Source organism: Meridianimarinicoccus roseus (genome assembly GCF_003172915.1).
Classification (GTDB): domain Bacteria; phylum Pseudomonadota; class Alphaproteobacteria; order Rhodobacterales; family Rhodobacteraceae; genus Meridianimarinicoccus; species Meridianimarinicoccus roseus.
Window position 1 is genome coordinate 91,566 of sequence record NZ_QGKU01000029.1, and the last position, 13,336, is coordinate 104,901.

The following is a 13,336-nucleotide window of genomic DNA, read 5'->3' on the forward strand; positions in this document are numbered from 1 at the left end:
ACCCCCGATGCCGGAGGTGGCCATGCTCAAGTCCGTCTTTACCACGCTGCGCGAACTGCTCTGGACTCTGATAGCCGTTCTGGCGGCGCTCGCGCTGTTCGGCGCCGTGCTCGCACCGGCCGAATTCGCCGGGCGCCTTGCGGGCATCTTTGACGAGCTTGAAGGCGCGGGCTTCGACATCAAGATCAAGACGCCGGTGGGCGAGGCGTCCTTCGACCGCGCCAAAGCGCAGCAACTGGTCAACTCGGACCGGGAAATCCTCGACCTGCGCGCGGAACTTGAGGCCGCCCGGGGTCGCATCGCCCTGCTGGAGGCAACCGCGCCTTCCACTCCTACAGTCGTCCTGCCTCCAGCGCCGCTGCCCGAAACCGTGCCGGAATCGCGGCCCGAACTCGTGATCGACCCCTTGATCGACCCCGTGCCGGGGCAGGCGGGCGAGCCTTGGGTCGTGATCGCCGGGACGGAACGCGATCTGGACAGCCAGCGCAACGAGCTTGACGCCCTCCGTCGCGCGGGCTTCGGCGACGCGGTGATCCTGAACAGCGGCGGGTGGTACCAGACCGCCGTCATCTACCCGGACCGTGCCGCGGCCGACGCGGCGCTGCCGCGCATCGCCGAGGTCGTCGGCGCTGGGCGCGGCGCCTATGTGCGCGCGCTCGACGTGATCTGCCGCGACCCTGCCGAGGTCGCGGGCGTTCCGGACCTGCTGGCCTGCGGCTGACCCGGCGACGCTTCGGTCAGGCGAGCGCTTCCAGAGCTGCGCGCAGATCGAGTGCGCCGTCATACAGCGCCCGCCCCGAGATTGCTCCGGCCACGACGCCGGTATCACGCAGCGCTATGAGATCGTCCAGCGACGACACACCGCCCGAGGCGATGACCGGCACCTGCACTGCGCGGGCCAGCGCGGCGGTGGCCGCGATGTTGGGTCCGCCCATCGCGCCGTCACGGTCGATGTCGGTATAGATGATTGCGGCGATCCCCGCGTCCTCGAAACTGCGCGCCAATTCGGTGACCAGCACCTCGGTTTCCTCGGCCCAGCCGCGCGTGGCCACGCGCCCGCCGCGCGCATCCAGCCCCACGGCGACGCGGCCGGGAAAGGCGGCGGCTGCCTCGCGCACCAGCGCCGGGTTCTCCACAGCCACCGTGCCGAGGATCACCCGCGCGATCCCCTTGTCGAGCCATGTCTCGATTGTCGCCATGTCGCGGATACCGCCGCCAAGCTGCGCGGGAATGTCCGTGGCAGCCAGGATCGCCTCTACCGCCGCGCCGTTGACCGGGCTGCCCGCAAAGGCGCCGTTCAGATCGACGAGATGCAGCCAGCCGCAACCGGCGTCCTGAAAGGCGCGTGCCTGCGCGGCCGGGTCTTCGCCGAACACCGTGGCCTTGTCCATGTCGCCGCGCAGCAGGCGCACGCAGTGGCCGTCCTTCAGATCAATGGCGGGGTATAGGATCATGGGCGGGCCTTTCGCTTTGCGGATGCTGCGGAGATGCTTTGGCACGGGGCGCTAGCGATGCCAAGGGGCCCAGCTGCCGTGGCGGTCGGTGCCCGGCCCGCCGCGGCGAAGCCCTGCGCAGTCGCCCGATGGCCCCGCCGCAGCGTTACGGCAGGCGCGCCGTGGCGTCACGGTTGCCCGGCGCGCCCTGCGCGGCAGTGTGACGTCGCAAGCGCAGGGGAGGATACGATGCGTGGATGGAAGTTTCTGATGGCGGCACTGGCGTTGGGCCTTGCCGCAGGAGTGGCGCAGGCCGATCCGGTGGAGGGCGTCTGGCAGACCCAGCCCGGTGATGACGGAGCGTTCGGGCATGTCCGCATCGCGCCGTGTGGCGGCGCGATCTGTGGCACGCTGGTGCGGGCCTATGGCGGAGATGGCAAACCCCGCGAGACGGAAACGCTTGGTCGCCGGATCGTCTGGGACATGGCGGCCGAAGGCGGCGGGGCCTATGGCGGCGGCAAGATCTGGGCACCGGACCGCGACAAGACCTACGCCTCCAAGATGATGCTGGACGGCGACAGGCTGAAGGTGTCGGGATGCGTCATCGGCATCTGTCGCACGCAGACCTGGGCGCGGGTGGAGTAGGCCCTCGGCGGGGCCGACGGCGGCGGGCACGCCCCTATCCTGTCAGGGCGCCCAGGACAGGAAGTTCGCGATCATCCGCAGCCCGGTGGCCTGGCTCTTCTCGGGGTGGAACTGGAGCCCGATCACGTTCTCGCGTGCCACGATGGCCGTGACATCGCCGCCGTAGTCCACATGCGCCAGTCGCGCCGCCGGGTCCGCCACGCTGAACTGGTAGGAATGAACGAAATAGGCGTGATCGCCCGTGGCGATGCCGTCGAGCACCGGATGCGCGCGGTCGATCACCAGGTCGTTCCAGCCCATGTGCGGCACCTTCAGCGCCGGGTCGGATGGGGCGATCGGCACCACCTCACCGCTCACGAGGCCGAGCCCGTCAGTCACGGCATATTCATGCCCGCGTGTCGCCAGCATCTGCATGCCGACGCAGATCCCCATGAAGGGCACTGCGCGCCGCGTGACCGCGTCAACCATCGCCTCGAACAGGCCGGTGCGGGCGCGCAGGCCCGCAAGGCAGGCCGGGAATGCGCCGTCGCCGGGCAGCACGACACGGTCCGCCTGCGCCACGTCCTCGGCTCGGTCCGACACGATCACCGGGCCCGCGCCCGGGCCCGCTTCCCGCGCCATGCGCTGGAACGCCTTCTCAGCGGAATGCAGGTTGCCGCTGTCGTAGTCGATCAGAACCGTGCTCATGACTCAGAGGCTGCCCTTGGTGGAAGGGATTGCGTCGCCCTTGCGCGGGTCGGCTTCCAGCGCGTCGCGCAGCGCCCGCGCCACCGCCTTGAACGCGGCCTCGGCGATGTGGTGGCTGTTGACCCCGTGCAGCGCGTCCACATGCAGCGTGATCCCGCCATGGGTCGCAAGCGCCTGGAAGAATTCGCGCACCAGTTCGGTGTCGAAGGTGCCGATCTTCGCAGTCGGAAAGTCGATGTTCCAAACGAGATAGGGACGGGCGGACAGGTCAAGCGCGGCGCGCACCAGCGCGTCGTCCATCGGAAGAAGGCAGGAGCCGTAGCGATGGATCCCGCGCTTGTCGCCGACCGCTTGCACAAGCGCCTGACCCAGCGCGATGCCGGTGTCCTCAACCGTGTGGTGATCGTCGATATGCAGATCGCCCTCTGCACGTACCGTCATGTCGATCAGCGCGTGGCGCGACAGCTGGTCGAGCATGTGGTCGAAGAAACCCACGCCGGTCTGGTTGTCGAAGCGCCCGGTGCCGTCCAGATCGACGGTAACGGTGATCCGGGTCTCGGCGGTGGTGCGGGTGATGGAAGCTGTGCGCATGGGCCCCTCGTTCTGCTCGGTCCCCGCTATAGCGGCGGGCGGCGGGCAGGGAAAGGCCTGTCGGGTGTGCTGTCAGGCCGGGACGGGCAGGTCCGGTTTCTGGAGCGGGCGAGGCGATTCGAACGCCCGACCCCAACCTTGGCAAGGTTGTGCTCTACCCCTGAGCTACGCCCGCCTCCTTGAACCGGCTCTTCTGGAGCGGGCGAGGCGATTCGAACGCCCGACCCCAACCTTGGCAAGGTTGTGCTCTACCCCTGAGCTACGCCCGCCTCCTTGAAGAGTAGCGGTTCTCTAACCACCCGCGCGGCGCGGTTCAAGCGGAAAAAGCGTGCGATGGGCAGGCGGGGTCAGAAAAGCGCAAGGGCCGCCGCAAGAGCTGCGGACACCCTGATCTGCGTCACGGTCAGCGGCATGCCGCCCCATGCATTCGACCATCGCTGCGCGCCGGAGCGGCGGTGTTCAGCCTTGTTCCCGCAAGCAGTGTCGTGCCGCGCCCATGCAGCGACGATGCAGGCCGGCTGCCGATTTCGCCCATCAGAAGCGGCAAACCCACCGGCGGGTCATTGTGCCAGTTTGCCCTTCGCCCGGATCGCCGACCGAAGCGAACCGAAATGGCTATCGCCCATCGAGTCCCTTTGCTTCATGCGCATACGGATCAGCCGGACCGACAGGCCGATCAGCAGCACCGCCAGAAGCGCGGAATAGCGCGGGATCACGACCGGCACGGGCGCGCCGGTCACTGCGGCCGACTTACGACCCGCGTGCGGCGCGCCACCCTTCGGCGCGCGCCTCGCTTTCCGAACAGAACCAGCGCTCGCCGCGGGCGGGACTGATGCGGGTGCGATCGTAGTATTGCGAATAGGGTGTGTGGTAGATGCGTTCTCCGGTGGCGTTGATGTTGCCCTTGATCGGGCACCCCGGACGCGGCGCGCTTGCGGCGCTACCGGCCCAGCGGCGCGCGCGGAAGTCCCATGGCGGCGTCGGGTCCACAGCGCGCCAAAGTCCCAGCCGGTCCCGGCGCGCGGCGGTTTCCTCGGCGTCGTAGGTGTCGCCGTAGCGGCGGAACACCATCGCGTGACCGTCGGCCACCATGCGCCGTCCCAAGTCGATGCCGTCACGCGTGCAGACGCCAAGCAGGCGGCCATAGGCGTCCGTCGCGCTGGCCTGGCAAGTCACATCGCCACCTTGCACCAGACGGGCCAGATGGCGCGTCGCTTCGGTGCCGCAGGGCAGGGCGCCGCAGGACTGACCGCTTTCGGGTGCGTCGATATGCAGGAGCCTGACCTGACGGCCCGCAACCTGCACCGTGTCGCCATCCACCACCTGTGCCGGACCGGTCACGGTCTGAGCGTGCAGCCGAGCCGTAGGCAGTGCACCAAGGCACAGACCGGCAAGGCACAACGCGGCAACGCGGTACATGGCGAAAAGGCTTGGCGATCGCATTACAGGCGCTCCGTCGGCGATATTATTGGCGAAGTTTACACTTTGTTAACTAATATGGTACGCGCGCGACGGGAATCACAGGGGGTATCGGCCGACTTGGTTAAGCAGGCCGGAGGCCGGGCAAACGCCACCCGTGCCGTTTTTCGGCCGGTCTGGGTTTTTGCGGCTTGACGCCTGTGCGTGCTTTGCCTAGTCAGCATCGCACTTCGGCGGAGTAGCTCAGTTGGTTAGAGCAGCGGAATCATAATCCGCGTGTCGGGGGTTCAAGTCCCTCCTCCGCTACCATCCCTCCTTTTTGATCCATCGTCGGCTGTCAGAGCGTGGCACGGCGACCTGCATACTCATGGCCGGGGGGGCAGACCGTCGGCGGTTTCCGCCGGACGAATGGCCGTATGCGCTAAGCCGAAGGCGGGATTGACCACAGGTCGTGCGATCAGCACCTAAGAAACAAGGGTCATTTTCTGCACGGAGCCGACTCATGCCATCACTTCGCGTTTTCCTGAGCGTCATCGGCGCTCTCGTGCCTGCGGTGTTCGTGCTGCTGGCCGTGGGCGGGCGTCTTGGGTGGCAGGGCGATGGCGCGCCGCTGGTTGCGCATGTTACGCTGGACAACCGCTGCGCCGTGCCTGACCGGTACTTTGTCGTGCAGGATACCGTGAGCGGCGTGCAGCGCAGCTTTGTAAACGGGTCTGCGCGGATCGACTCGCGCGCGGGCAACCCGTTGACGCTGCAATTGCAGGACCGCTTTACCGATGTCCGCTACCTCGGGGACAGCGCGCCGGCGCGGGCGGACATGACGCTCGTGGCGCGCTGCAACGGCGGCGGCTCGCGCCTTTCGGGCATCTCGAGCGCGTTCAAGTAGGTCGCGGTCCCGCCTCAGCCGCGCGTCGCAGCCGCCACCTCGGCCCGATACAGCGCAGGCACGGGATCGTCCTTTGCGAAGCGCACGTCGTCCAGCCCCAGCACCGCGCCTTGCGGAATGTCCCGCAGCAGCGGCACGCCTTGAGCGAGGCCAATGGGCAGCGCGTCTGCCGCTCGGGCCAGCGGCTGCGCCTTGCCCCAGACCGTGAACCCGCCTTCGCCATCCAGTATCTCGCCCGCCTTCAGCGCGCGCTTGGCGACGGCGACCACGGTGCCGCGCATCTGGGTCGCGCAGCCCGTCGGCTCACGCCGCAGTGCTGCGCTCAGCACCGAAATGGACAGTTCCATCCCGATCAGGTGAAACGGTTTGTACATCGCCGCGAAACGACCCGTGCTGTCCGTCGGTAGCCCGTACTGGCGGAAACAGGCGGCGGCGTAGGCGGTGGGTGCCTCCAGTACCACATACACGCCCCAGCGCAGGTCACGGAACACCGGCCTTCCGTCGCGTTCCAGCGAGGACACCGTTTCGACCATGCCGCGCCGGTCGAGTTGTCCGCCCAGATCACGCGGGCGCAGCACATGGGCCAGGTCGTCCACACCGCAGGGCGGGAAGCCCAGCCCGCCATCTGGCACGTCGAGCGCACAGGCATTGGCGATGGCGACCATCTCGATCGCGCTCTTGGTGCCGTCCAGGAACGAGTTGAACATCTGCGGGTTCATCCCGGCTGCCGCGGCTTCGTGCGCGGTCAGCCCGTAATGGGGCCAAACGTCGTCGGGCGTGACCGCGTGATAGGCAGGCAGGTATTTCGTGCCTTTGCCGGCGGCGGCGACGTGAAAGCCCGCAGCACGGGCCCAGTCCACAAGTTCGGCCACCAGCGCGGGTTGATCGCCATAGGCCATCGAACAGACCACGCCCGCGGCGGCGGCTTCGCGGGCCAGCGCGGGGCCCGCCAGCACGTCCGCCTCCACATTCACCATGACGACATGCTTTCCCGCGCCGATCGCGGCGCGCGCATGGGCAATGCCCGCGCGCGGATGACCGGTCGCCTCGATCACCACATCCACGTCATCGCGGGCCGCCAGCGCGGCGCCATCGGCGACGAAGTCGGTGCGCGAGACCGCCGCCTCCGTCCAGCCGGTGCCGCGGCAGGTCGCGCGGGCACGGTCCGGGTCCAGATCGGCAATGGCGGTGACCTCCAGTCCCGCGATACCCGGCACCTGCGCCAGGAACATCGCGCCGAACTTCCCTGCGCCGATCAGCCCTGCCCTGACGGGAGCGCCGCGCGCGCCCGCCTCTGCCGCCAGTCTTGCCAGGTTCATGCGACCCTCCCGTGCCGTTGCTTCGCTCTGGCGCGCAGATAACCGCAGCGCACCCACGAAGAGAAGCGCAAACGGCGCGCCGCTGGTCCATCAAGGCGCTTGCGCGCAACGCGGCTTGGGCCTATCGCGCAAACTGAGATTCGCCTGCCAGCGTTCGGCCCCACCCCTTGTATCCGCGACAGCCCCTTGCCTTCCGGACTGACCGGCGCGCCCCCTGCGCCGCCGGGCGCAGCGCAGACCGGAAACGGGGGCCGCGCAGCGCGCCGGTCGGCGACAGGCCGCCTGTATCTGCGCCTGCTGCGCGGCCTTTCGCCGGTTCGTCGCCGCACTGCCCGTTCCGGTTGCAGCCTGCGCAGCTGCGGCAGAGACCCGAAGCCACCCACCGAAACGCCACCTCCTGCACTTCGCGTGCCCGGCTGGAAAGGCCATGCCATGAACAACCCGTCCCTTCTGCCGTTCGGCCCAAGCCGCCGTGCCGTGCTGCGCACCGGCCTTGCGGGGCTTGTCGCGCTCGCCGCCGGGTCTGCGCGTCCTGATTCCGCAGCGTCCCCGGCCCGGGTGCGCTTCGACGATCTGGTGGCGCGGGCGCGGGCCGCGGCGGCGCAGCCCTATGTGCCGCCGGTCGTGCCCGCACCCGACCTGATCGCGCAGGTCGATTACAGCGCGCATTGGCAGATCAGGTTCCGGCCCGAGGCGGCGCTGCGGCCTGCCGGGCCGGATGCGCCGGTGCAACTGTTCCATCCCGGACGCTACTTTCCCGAACCCGTGCGCATACATCTGCGCGAACCGGACGGCACCGCGCGTGAGATACCTTTCGGCCGAGGGCTTTTCACCATGCCGCCGGACAGCCCCGCCCGTGCCCTGCCGGACGGCTTCGGGTTTGCCGGATTCCGCGTGATGCGCCCCGGCGACGGGCCGGACTGGGTGTCGTTCCTCGGCGCCTCGTATTTCCGGACCGACGGGCCCTCCGGGCAGTACGGGCTGTCCGCGCGCGGCATCGCCGTGAACACCGGGTTGGACCAGCCAGAAGAGTTCCCCCGCTTCACCGCCTTCTGGATCGGCCCGCCCGAGGCGCCTGACGAGACGCTGTCGGTCTGGGCGGAACTGGACGGTCCTTCTGTTACCGGCGCATTCCGGTTCGGGCTTGTACGCGGCACGGCCGCTGCGGCGGGCGAGGACGAGACCGATGCCGCGCCCGGACATATGACCCGTGTGTCGGCCCGCCTGTTCCTGCGCCGGGACGTGGAGCGGCTGGGGATCGCGCCGCTGACCAGCATGTACTGGTATTCCGAACGCAACCGGGCGCGCGGCGCGGACTGGCGCCCCGAAATCCACGACAGCGACGGGCTGGCCCTGCGCACAGGAACCGGCGAACGGGTCTGGCGCCCGCTCGTCAACCCGCCGCGCCTTCATGTGACCAGCTTTGCCGATGCGGCCCCGCGCGGCTTCGGCCTTATCCAGCGCGACCGCGACTTCGGCCATTACCAAGATGACGGCGTTTTCTACGACCGGCGTCCATCCGCCTGGGTAATTCCGCGCGGCGATTGGGGGCGGGGCGCGGTGCAACTGGTCGAGATCCCGACCGGGGACGAGACCTTCGACAACATCGTAGCCTTCTGGGTGCCGGAGCAGCCTGTCCGGGAAGGTGATGAGCTGCGCTTCGACTATGACATCGGGTGGCGCGCGCGCGATCCGCAGCCCGAGAACGTGGCGCGAGTCGTCGCGACGCGGCAGGGGCAGGGCGGGGTACCCGGCCAACCGATTCCGCCACACCGCGCCAAGATGGTGGTGGACTTCGCCGGGCCCCCGCTGAACGGGCTGGATACCGGCAGCGGGGTGGAGCCGGTGGTCGAGGCCACGCAGGGCCGCGTGGTGCCGCCGGTCGCCGCCTATCGCGTTGTCGGAACAGATCGCTGGCGGCTGACGTTCGATTTCGAACAGGACGGTGCCGACCCGGCAAGCCTGCGCGCCTACCTGCGCCGGAACGGGCAGGCACTGACTGAAACATGGCTGACAGACGCATGGGTGGACATGAATCGATGACAAGACCGAGCCGCGCTTTCGCCACGCTTGTTGCCCCGCGACATGCGCCTTTCAAAGGGGTCGCGCGATGACTGCCAAATTGTCACGGCGCGCCTTCACGGCGTTGATGCTGGCCGGCCTGCTTCCGCGCGGCCTTGCGGGCCAAGCCGCGGCCGACGCGGCGGCGCAACTCGTGCCGACCGCCGGGGTTCAGGGCAGCTACGCTTCGGTGGTCATGCTTGCCCGGGCGCGGGCGCAGTCGGAGGCGAAGTTGCGTAGCGGCAGGCTGACCGCGCCTTTCGCCGACCTGTCCTACGACGCCTATCGCGCGATCCGGCCTGCGCCGCAGCCTTTGGGGGAAGCGGGCACCGGGCTGATGTTCGATCCGCTGCCGCCGGGGCTGGTCTTCGCGAACCCGGTCGCGCTGTCGGTGATCGACGGGGCGCAGACCTTCGATCTGCCGTTCGATCCGGCGCTGTTCGACTTCGATCCAGCGTTCTTCGACGCCGACGACATTGCCCGCCTGAAGGACAGCGCACCAGAGGGCGATCTGGGTTATTCCGGGGTCCGCCTTCGCGTGCCGCTGAACCGTCCCGACCGGCTGGACGAGGTCGCGGTGTTCCAGGGTGCCAGTTATTTCAGGGCCGTGGCGCGGGGCATGGTCTATGGGCTGTCGGCACGCGGGTTGGCGATCGGCACCGCCGCGCCCGAGGGCGAGGAGTTCGCCCGATTCACGCAGATCTGGATCGAGGTGCCGGAGCGCGGCGTGCAAAGCGTCGTGGTGCGCGCGCTTCTGGAAAGCGCGTCCTGCACCGGCGCCTACGAATTCACCATCTCGCCAGGCGAGACGACTGTGATGCAGACCCGATGCACTCTGTTCCCGCGCCGCGAGATCCAGCAGATCGGGATCGCACCACTGACCTCGATGTACTTCTTCGGCCCGTCGCGCCGCGCCGGTGTAGACGACTTCCGCGACGCGGTGCATGACAGTTCGGGTTTGCAGATGGTGACCGGCGCGGGACGTCGGATCTGGCGGTCCCTGGCCAACCCTCAGGAGGTGCAGGTGTCGGCCTTTGTGGACGAGAACCCGAAAGGGTTCGGGCTGTCTCAGCGCCAGCGCGAGTTCGCCTACTACCAGGATGCGGAGGCGCGGTATGAAAAGCGCCCTACCTGCTGGGTGGAGCCGGTCGGTGGCTGGGGGCGTGGATCTGTGATTCTTGTCGAGATCCCGGTGAGGTCCGAATTCAACGACAACATCGTTGCGTTCTGGCGGCCGGAGGCGCCGTTGCAGCCCGCCGACCAGGGTCACGAATTCCGCTACCGGCTGCACTGGGGCGCCGCCCCGCCCGATGCCGCGCCTCTGGGGCGGGTTCAGGCCCTGCGCTCGGGCCGCGCGGTGAATGCTCCGGACCGGCGCGTGCTGGTGGTCGATTTCCGCAAGGACAGCGCATGGGCCGAAGGGATCACGGTGGAGGCCTTCGCCAACGGCGCGCCGGTCAGCGACGTGTCACTCCACCATCTGCCGGACGAGAACGGCCTGCGCGCGGCCTTCGTCCATGACCCGGATGGCGCAGAGGTGACCGAGTTCGAACTGACGCTGATGGGCCCGGACGGGCCCGAGACCGAAACCTGGCTCTATCGGCTGGACCGGCCATGACGGTGCGCGCGCAGCCCCGCGCGGGGGCCGTTCCGCCGCGCGCGCCGCTGGCGATGCCGACCCGTCCGTTGGCTCCGTTCGCGCCGCGCCACCGTCTGGCGCAGGGCGGGCGGGTTCATGCTGCCCGTGCAGTGGCCTTCGGCGGTGCCGCAGGTCTGAGCGTGCTTGGTTTCACGCAGATGAGCCAGGTGTTCGGCAACGAAAGTTCGACCCTGCTCCAGACACTGTTGCTGGCGCTGTTCACGGTGACTTTCGGCTGGATCGCGCTGTCCGCGACACAGGCGCTGGCGGCGGCCTTCGCTGCGCCGCCCCCACCCGATGACGGAGGCGCGGCCTCCGGCTGCGGCGCGGGCCGGACCGCGATCCTGATGCCTGTCTACAACGAGGACCCGGCGGCGACCTGCGCCGCGCTTCAGGCGATGGGAGAGGGGATCGCGCAGCGCGGCCTTGGCGACGCGTTCGAGATCTTCGTGCTGTCGGACACCACCGATCCGGCGGTCTGGGTGCGCGAGACGGCCTGCCACGCCGCGCTGCGCCGGGCGCTGCACGGCAAAATGCAGGTCTGGTACCGCCGCCGCAAGCGCAATATCGGGCGCAAGGCCGGCAACCTGCGGGATTTCGTCGAAGGCTGGGGCGCGCGTTACGACCACATGCTCGTGCTCGATGCCGACAGCCTGATGGACCCGGACACGGTGATCGCGCTTGCGCACCGTATGGCGGTCGCGCCGCGGCTGGGCATCCTTCAGACCGTGCCGGTGCTGGCTGGCGGCCGGACCGTCTTTGCTCGGCTCCAGGAATTCGCGGGCCGGGTGTACGGGCCGGTGATCGCGCGCGGCGTCTCGGCATGGCAGGGGCGCGACGGAAACTACTGGGGCCACAACGCGATCATCCGCACAGCGGCTTTCGCGCAGTGCTGCGGGCTGCCCGAACTTCCGGGGCGCAGCCCGTTCGGCGGGCATGTGCTGAGCCACGACTTCGTGGAGGCGGCGCTGATCCGGCGCGGCGGTTGGGAGGTCCGGATGGACCCGGATCTGGGTGGAAGCTGGGAAGGCGCGCCGCAGACGCTTCTGGACCTGGCCGCCCGCGACCGCCGTTGGGCGCAGGGCAACCTTCAGCACGCGGCGGTGCTGGGCGCACCCGGCCTTGCCTGGGCGAACCGGGCGCATTTCCTGATCGGGATCGGCTCCTACCTGATGTCGTCGGTCTGGCTGGCACTGCTGGTCACCGGCGGGCTGCTGACGGGTCAGAGCCTGATCTACGAAAGGGAGTATTTCAGCGACGGGCCACAGCTTTTCCCGCACTGGCCCGTGTTCGACGCCGAACGGATGATGTGGCTGCTGGCGCTGTCCATGGCGCTGCTGTTCCTGCCCAAGATCACCGGCATCGTTCGCGCGCTGGTGCTGCCCGCGTTGCGGCGATCCTTCGGCGGCGGCTGGCGCATCCTTGGTGGTGCCGCGCTGGAAGTGGTGCTGTCGGCGCTGATCGCGCCTGTGTTGATGTTGTTCCAGGTGCGCCAGGTGGTCGAAATCCTTGCCGGGCGCGATGGCGGCTGGTCGGCGCAAAGCCGCGATGCCGCCGACATGCCGTGGCGCCGGGCCATTGCCGCCCACGTCGGGCAGGTGGCGTTGGGTACGGCGGCGCTGGTCGCGGTGGTGATCCTCGCGCCCGCGCAGATCGTTTGGCTGGCACCCGTGCTCGTCGGCCTCGTTCTGGCGCCGGTCCTGTCGCGGCAAACCGGACGCGTCGCGGACGGGACGCTGGGGCGGCTGCTTTGGATCCCCGAGGACCGGAACGTGCCGGAGGTGGCCCGCCGCTGCGCCGCGCTCAAGGCGGCCTACGTGAATGCGGCCGGCGTTTCGCCTGCGGACCTGCTGTCGGACCAGACGCTGGCGGCAATCCACCTTGACGCGCGGATGGACGACCAGGCGCCCGACATGGTTACGGGCGGAAGCGGGGGCACAGATCTGGATCTCGTCACCGGCGCTGCGAAACTTGCCGCAGCATCGCACCCGGACGAAGCGCTGTCTTGGCTCAGCCCTGCGGAAACGCGGGCGGTTCTGGGGGATGGCCCCGCTCTGCGGCGCGCTTGCGCCCGCTTTTCGGACAGTACGGCCGGCGCGCCAGCACGCCGCGGCGCCTGAGCCGGCACCCCCCGCGCCGACCGCTGATCAGAGGGTCATGTGCCGCGCCCGCGCACCGCGTTCGATGGCCGCGGCGTGCAGCCTGTCCAGCGACAGTTCGTACCGCATTTCCTCTAGCAGGCGCAGTTCGGCTTCGTTCAGGGTGCCGTCGGCCGCGGCCACATCGCAGGCCAGCGCATAGGCTGTTTCGAACAGCCGCTCGGGCAGCGCCTCCCGCACGAGGCCGAACAGCGCATCCAGCCCGTCCTCTTCCTCGAACAACTCGAACACGAGCGAGCTGACCTGCGTCAGGCGCGACTGTTCGTAGTCGCCGAAGATCGGCAGGTGATTGAGCATCGATTGGATGCGCACCAGTTCCGAGGTGCGGATCTGCGCGTCAGATGCGGAGATGGCGATCATCAGCGCCACGAGGCTGTCCTGCGCGGTCAGCGGGTGAAGGTCGGCGGAGGTGTCTTGCACGGTCATGTTCCTGCGGTTGCTCCTGTGATCTATATCCCCGCGTGGCGGCCGGCAACAGGGACGGCGAATTGACGTTG

Annotated in this window: 13 protein-coding genes and 3 tRNA genes; 7 read left to right on the top strand and 9 right to left on the bottom strand. The window is 68.9% G+C overall.

Annotated elements, in window-relative coordinates; all coding sequences use genetic code 11:
* Positions 1 to 22: 22 nt before the first annotated feature.
* A complete protein-coding gene (locus tag DKT77_RS07445; protein ID WP_109811084.1) occupies positions 23 to 721 on the top strand; it encodes an SPOR domain-containing protein in 699 nt (232 codons plus the stop codon).
* 16 nt (positions 722 to 737) lie between these two features.
* On the opposite strand, the gene hisA is transcribed toward DKT77_RS07445, so the two are convergent.
* Positions 738 to 1,454 (bottom strand): 1-(5-phosphoribosyl)-5-[(5-phosphoribosylamino)methylideneamino]imidazole-4-carboxamide isomerase, encoded by a 717-nt coding sequence (gene hisA / locus DKT77_RS07450; protein ID WP_109811085.1) that lies wholly within the window; start codon positions 1,452 to 1,454, stop codon positions 738 to 740.
* Positions 1,455 to 1,682: 228 nt separating this feature from the next.
* Between hisA and DKT77_RS07455 the strand changes: the two genes are divergently transcribed.
* Positions 1,683 to 2,078, top strand: a complete 396-nt coding sequence (locus DKT77_RS07455; RefSeq protein WP_238547743.1) for a DUF2147 domain-containing protein — start codon at positions 1,683 to 1,685, stop codon at positions 2,076 to 2,078.
* A gap of 42 nt (positions 2,079 to 2,120) precedes the next feature.
* On the opposite strand, the gene hisH is transcribed toward DKT77_RS07455, so the two are convergent.
* The 6 genes from hisH to DKT77_RS07485 all read right to left on the bottom strand — a co-directional run bounded on the left by hisH (position 2,121) and on the right by DKT77_RS07485 (position 4,799).
* Positions 2,121 to 2,765 (bottom strand): imidazole glycerol phosphate synthase subunit HisH, encoded by a 645-nt coding sequence (gene hisH, locus DKT77_RS07460; protein WP_109811086.1) that lies wholly within the window; start codon positions 2,763 to 2,765, stop codon positions 2,121 to 2,123.
* Between the two features lie 3 nt (positions 2,766 to 2,768).
* Complete coding sequence (hisB, locus tag DKT77_RS07465; protein ID WP_109811087.1) at positions 2,769 to 3,356, bottom strand: imidazoleglycerol-phosphate dehydratase HisB; 588 nt, start codon at positions 3,354 to 3,356, stop codon at positions 2,769 to 2,771.
* Between the two features lie 100 nt (positions 3,357 to 3,456).
* Positions 3,457 to 3,531: transfer RNA gene (locus DKT77_RS07470), tRNA-Gly, on the bottom strand.
* Between the two features lie 19 nt (positions 3,532 to 3,550).
* Positions 3,551 to 3,625: transfer RNA gene (locus DKT77_RS07475), tRNA-Gly, on the bottom strand.
* Positions 3,626 to 3,916: 291 nt separating this feature from the next.
* Positions 3,917 to 4,096 (bottom strand): MAPEG family protein, encoded by a 180-nt coding sequence (locus tag DKT77_RS07480; RefSeq protein ID WP_109811088.1) that lies wholly within the window; start codon positions 4,094 to 4,096, stop codon positions 3,917 to 3,919.
* A 10-nt stretch (positions 4,097 to 4,106) separates the two neighbouring features.
* Entirely contained in the window at positions 4,107 to 4,799 is a 693-nt protein-coding gene (locus DKT77_RS07485) for a thermonuclease family protein (protein ID WP_238547744.1), read from the bottom strand.
* Between the two features lie 208 nt (positions 4,800 to 5,007).
* On the opposite strand from DKT77_RS07485, the gene DKT77_RS07490 reads away from it, so the two are divergent.
* Together DKT77_RS07490 and DKT77_RS07495 are read left to right on the top strand one after the other, a co-directional pair.
* Positions 5,008 to 5,084, top strand: a tRNA-Met gene (locus DKT77_RS07490).
* A gap of 193 nt (positions 5,085 to 5,277) precedes the next feature.
* Entirely contained in the window at positions 5,278 to 5,661 is a 384-nt protein-coding gene (locus DKT77_RS07495; protein ID WP_109811089.1) for a hypothetical protein, read from the top strand.
* 14 nt (positions 5,662 to 5,675) lie between these two features.
* On the opposite strand, the gene DKT77_RS07500 is transcribed toward DKT77_RS07495, so the two are convergent.
* Entirely contained in the window at positions 5,676 to 6,980 is a 1,305-nt protein-coding gene (locus tag DKT77_RS07500) for an NAD(P)H-dependent oxidoreductase (RefSeq protein ID WP_109811090.1), read from the bottom strand.
* A gap of 432 nt (positions 6,981 to 7,412) precedes the next feature.
* Between DKT77_RS07500 and DKT77_RS07505 the strand changes: the two genes are divergently transcribed.
* The 3 genes from DKT77_RS07505 to mdoH all read left to right on the top strand — a co-directional run bounded on the left by DKT77_RS07505 (position 7,413) and on the right by mdoH (position 12,800).
* Positions 7,413 to 9,023 (top strand): OpgD/OpgG family glucan biosynthesis protein, encoded by a 1,611-nt coding sequence (locus DKT77_RS07505; protein WP_109811091.1) that lies wholly within the window; start codon positions 7,413 to 7,415, stop codon positions 9,021 to 9,023.
* A 67-nt stretch (positions 9,024 to 9,090) separates the two neighbouring features.
* Complete coding sequence (locus DKT77_RS07510; RefSeq protein WP_109811092.1) at positions 9,091 to 10,659, top strand: OpgD/OpgG family glucan biosynthesis protein; 1,569 nt, start codon at positions 9,091 to 9,093, stop codon at positions 10,657 to 10,659.
* Positions 10,656 to 12,800 carry a glucans biosynthesis glucosyltransferase MdoH gene (gene mdoH, locus DKT77_RS07515; RefSeq protein ID WP_109811093.1) on the top strand — a complete coding sequence of 715 codons (2,145 nt, stop codon included), beginning with the start codon at positions 10,656 to 10,658 and terminating at the stop codon, positions 12,798 to 12,800. Before DKT77_RS07510 ends, mdoH begins: the two co-directional genes overlap by 4 nt.
* A gap of 27 nt (positions 12,801 to 12,827) precedes the next feature.
* Here the strand turns inward: mdoH and DKT77_RS07520 are convergent, their stop codons facing one another.
* Positions 12,828 to 13,265 (bottom strand): tellurite resistance TerB family protein, encoded by a 438-nt coding sequence (locus tag DKT77_RS07520; RefSeq protein WP_109811094.1) that lies wholly within the window; start codon positions 13,263 to 13,265, stop codon positions 12,828 to 12,830.
* Between the last annotated feature and the right edge of the window lie 71 nt (positions 13,266 to 13,336).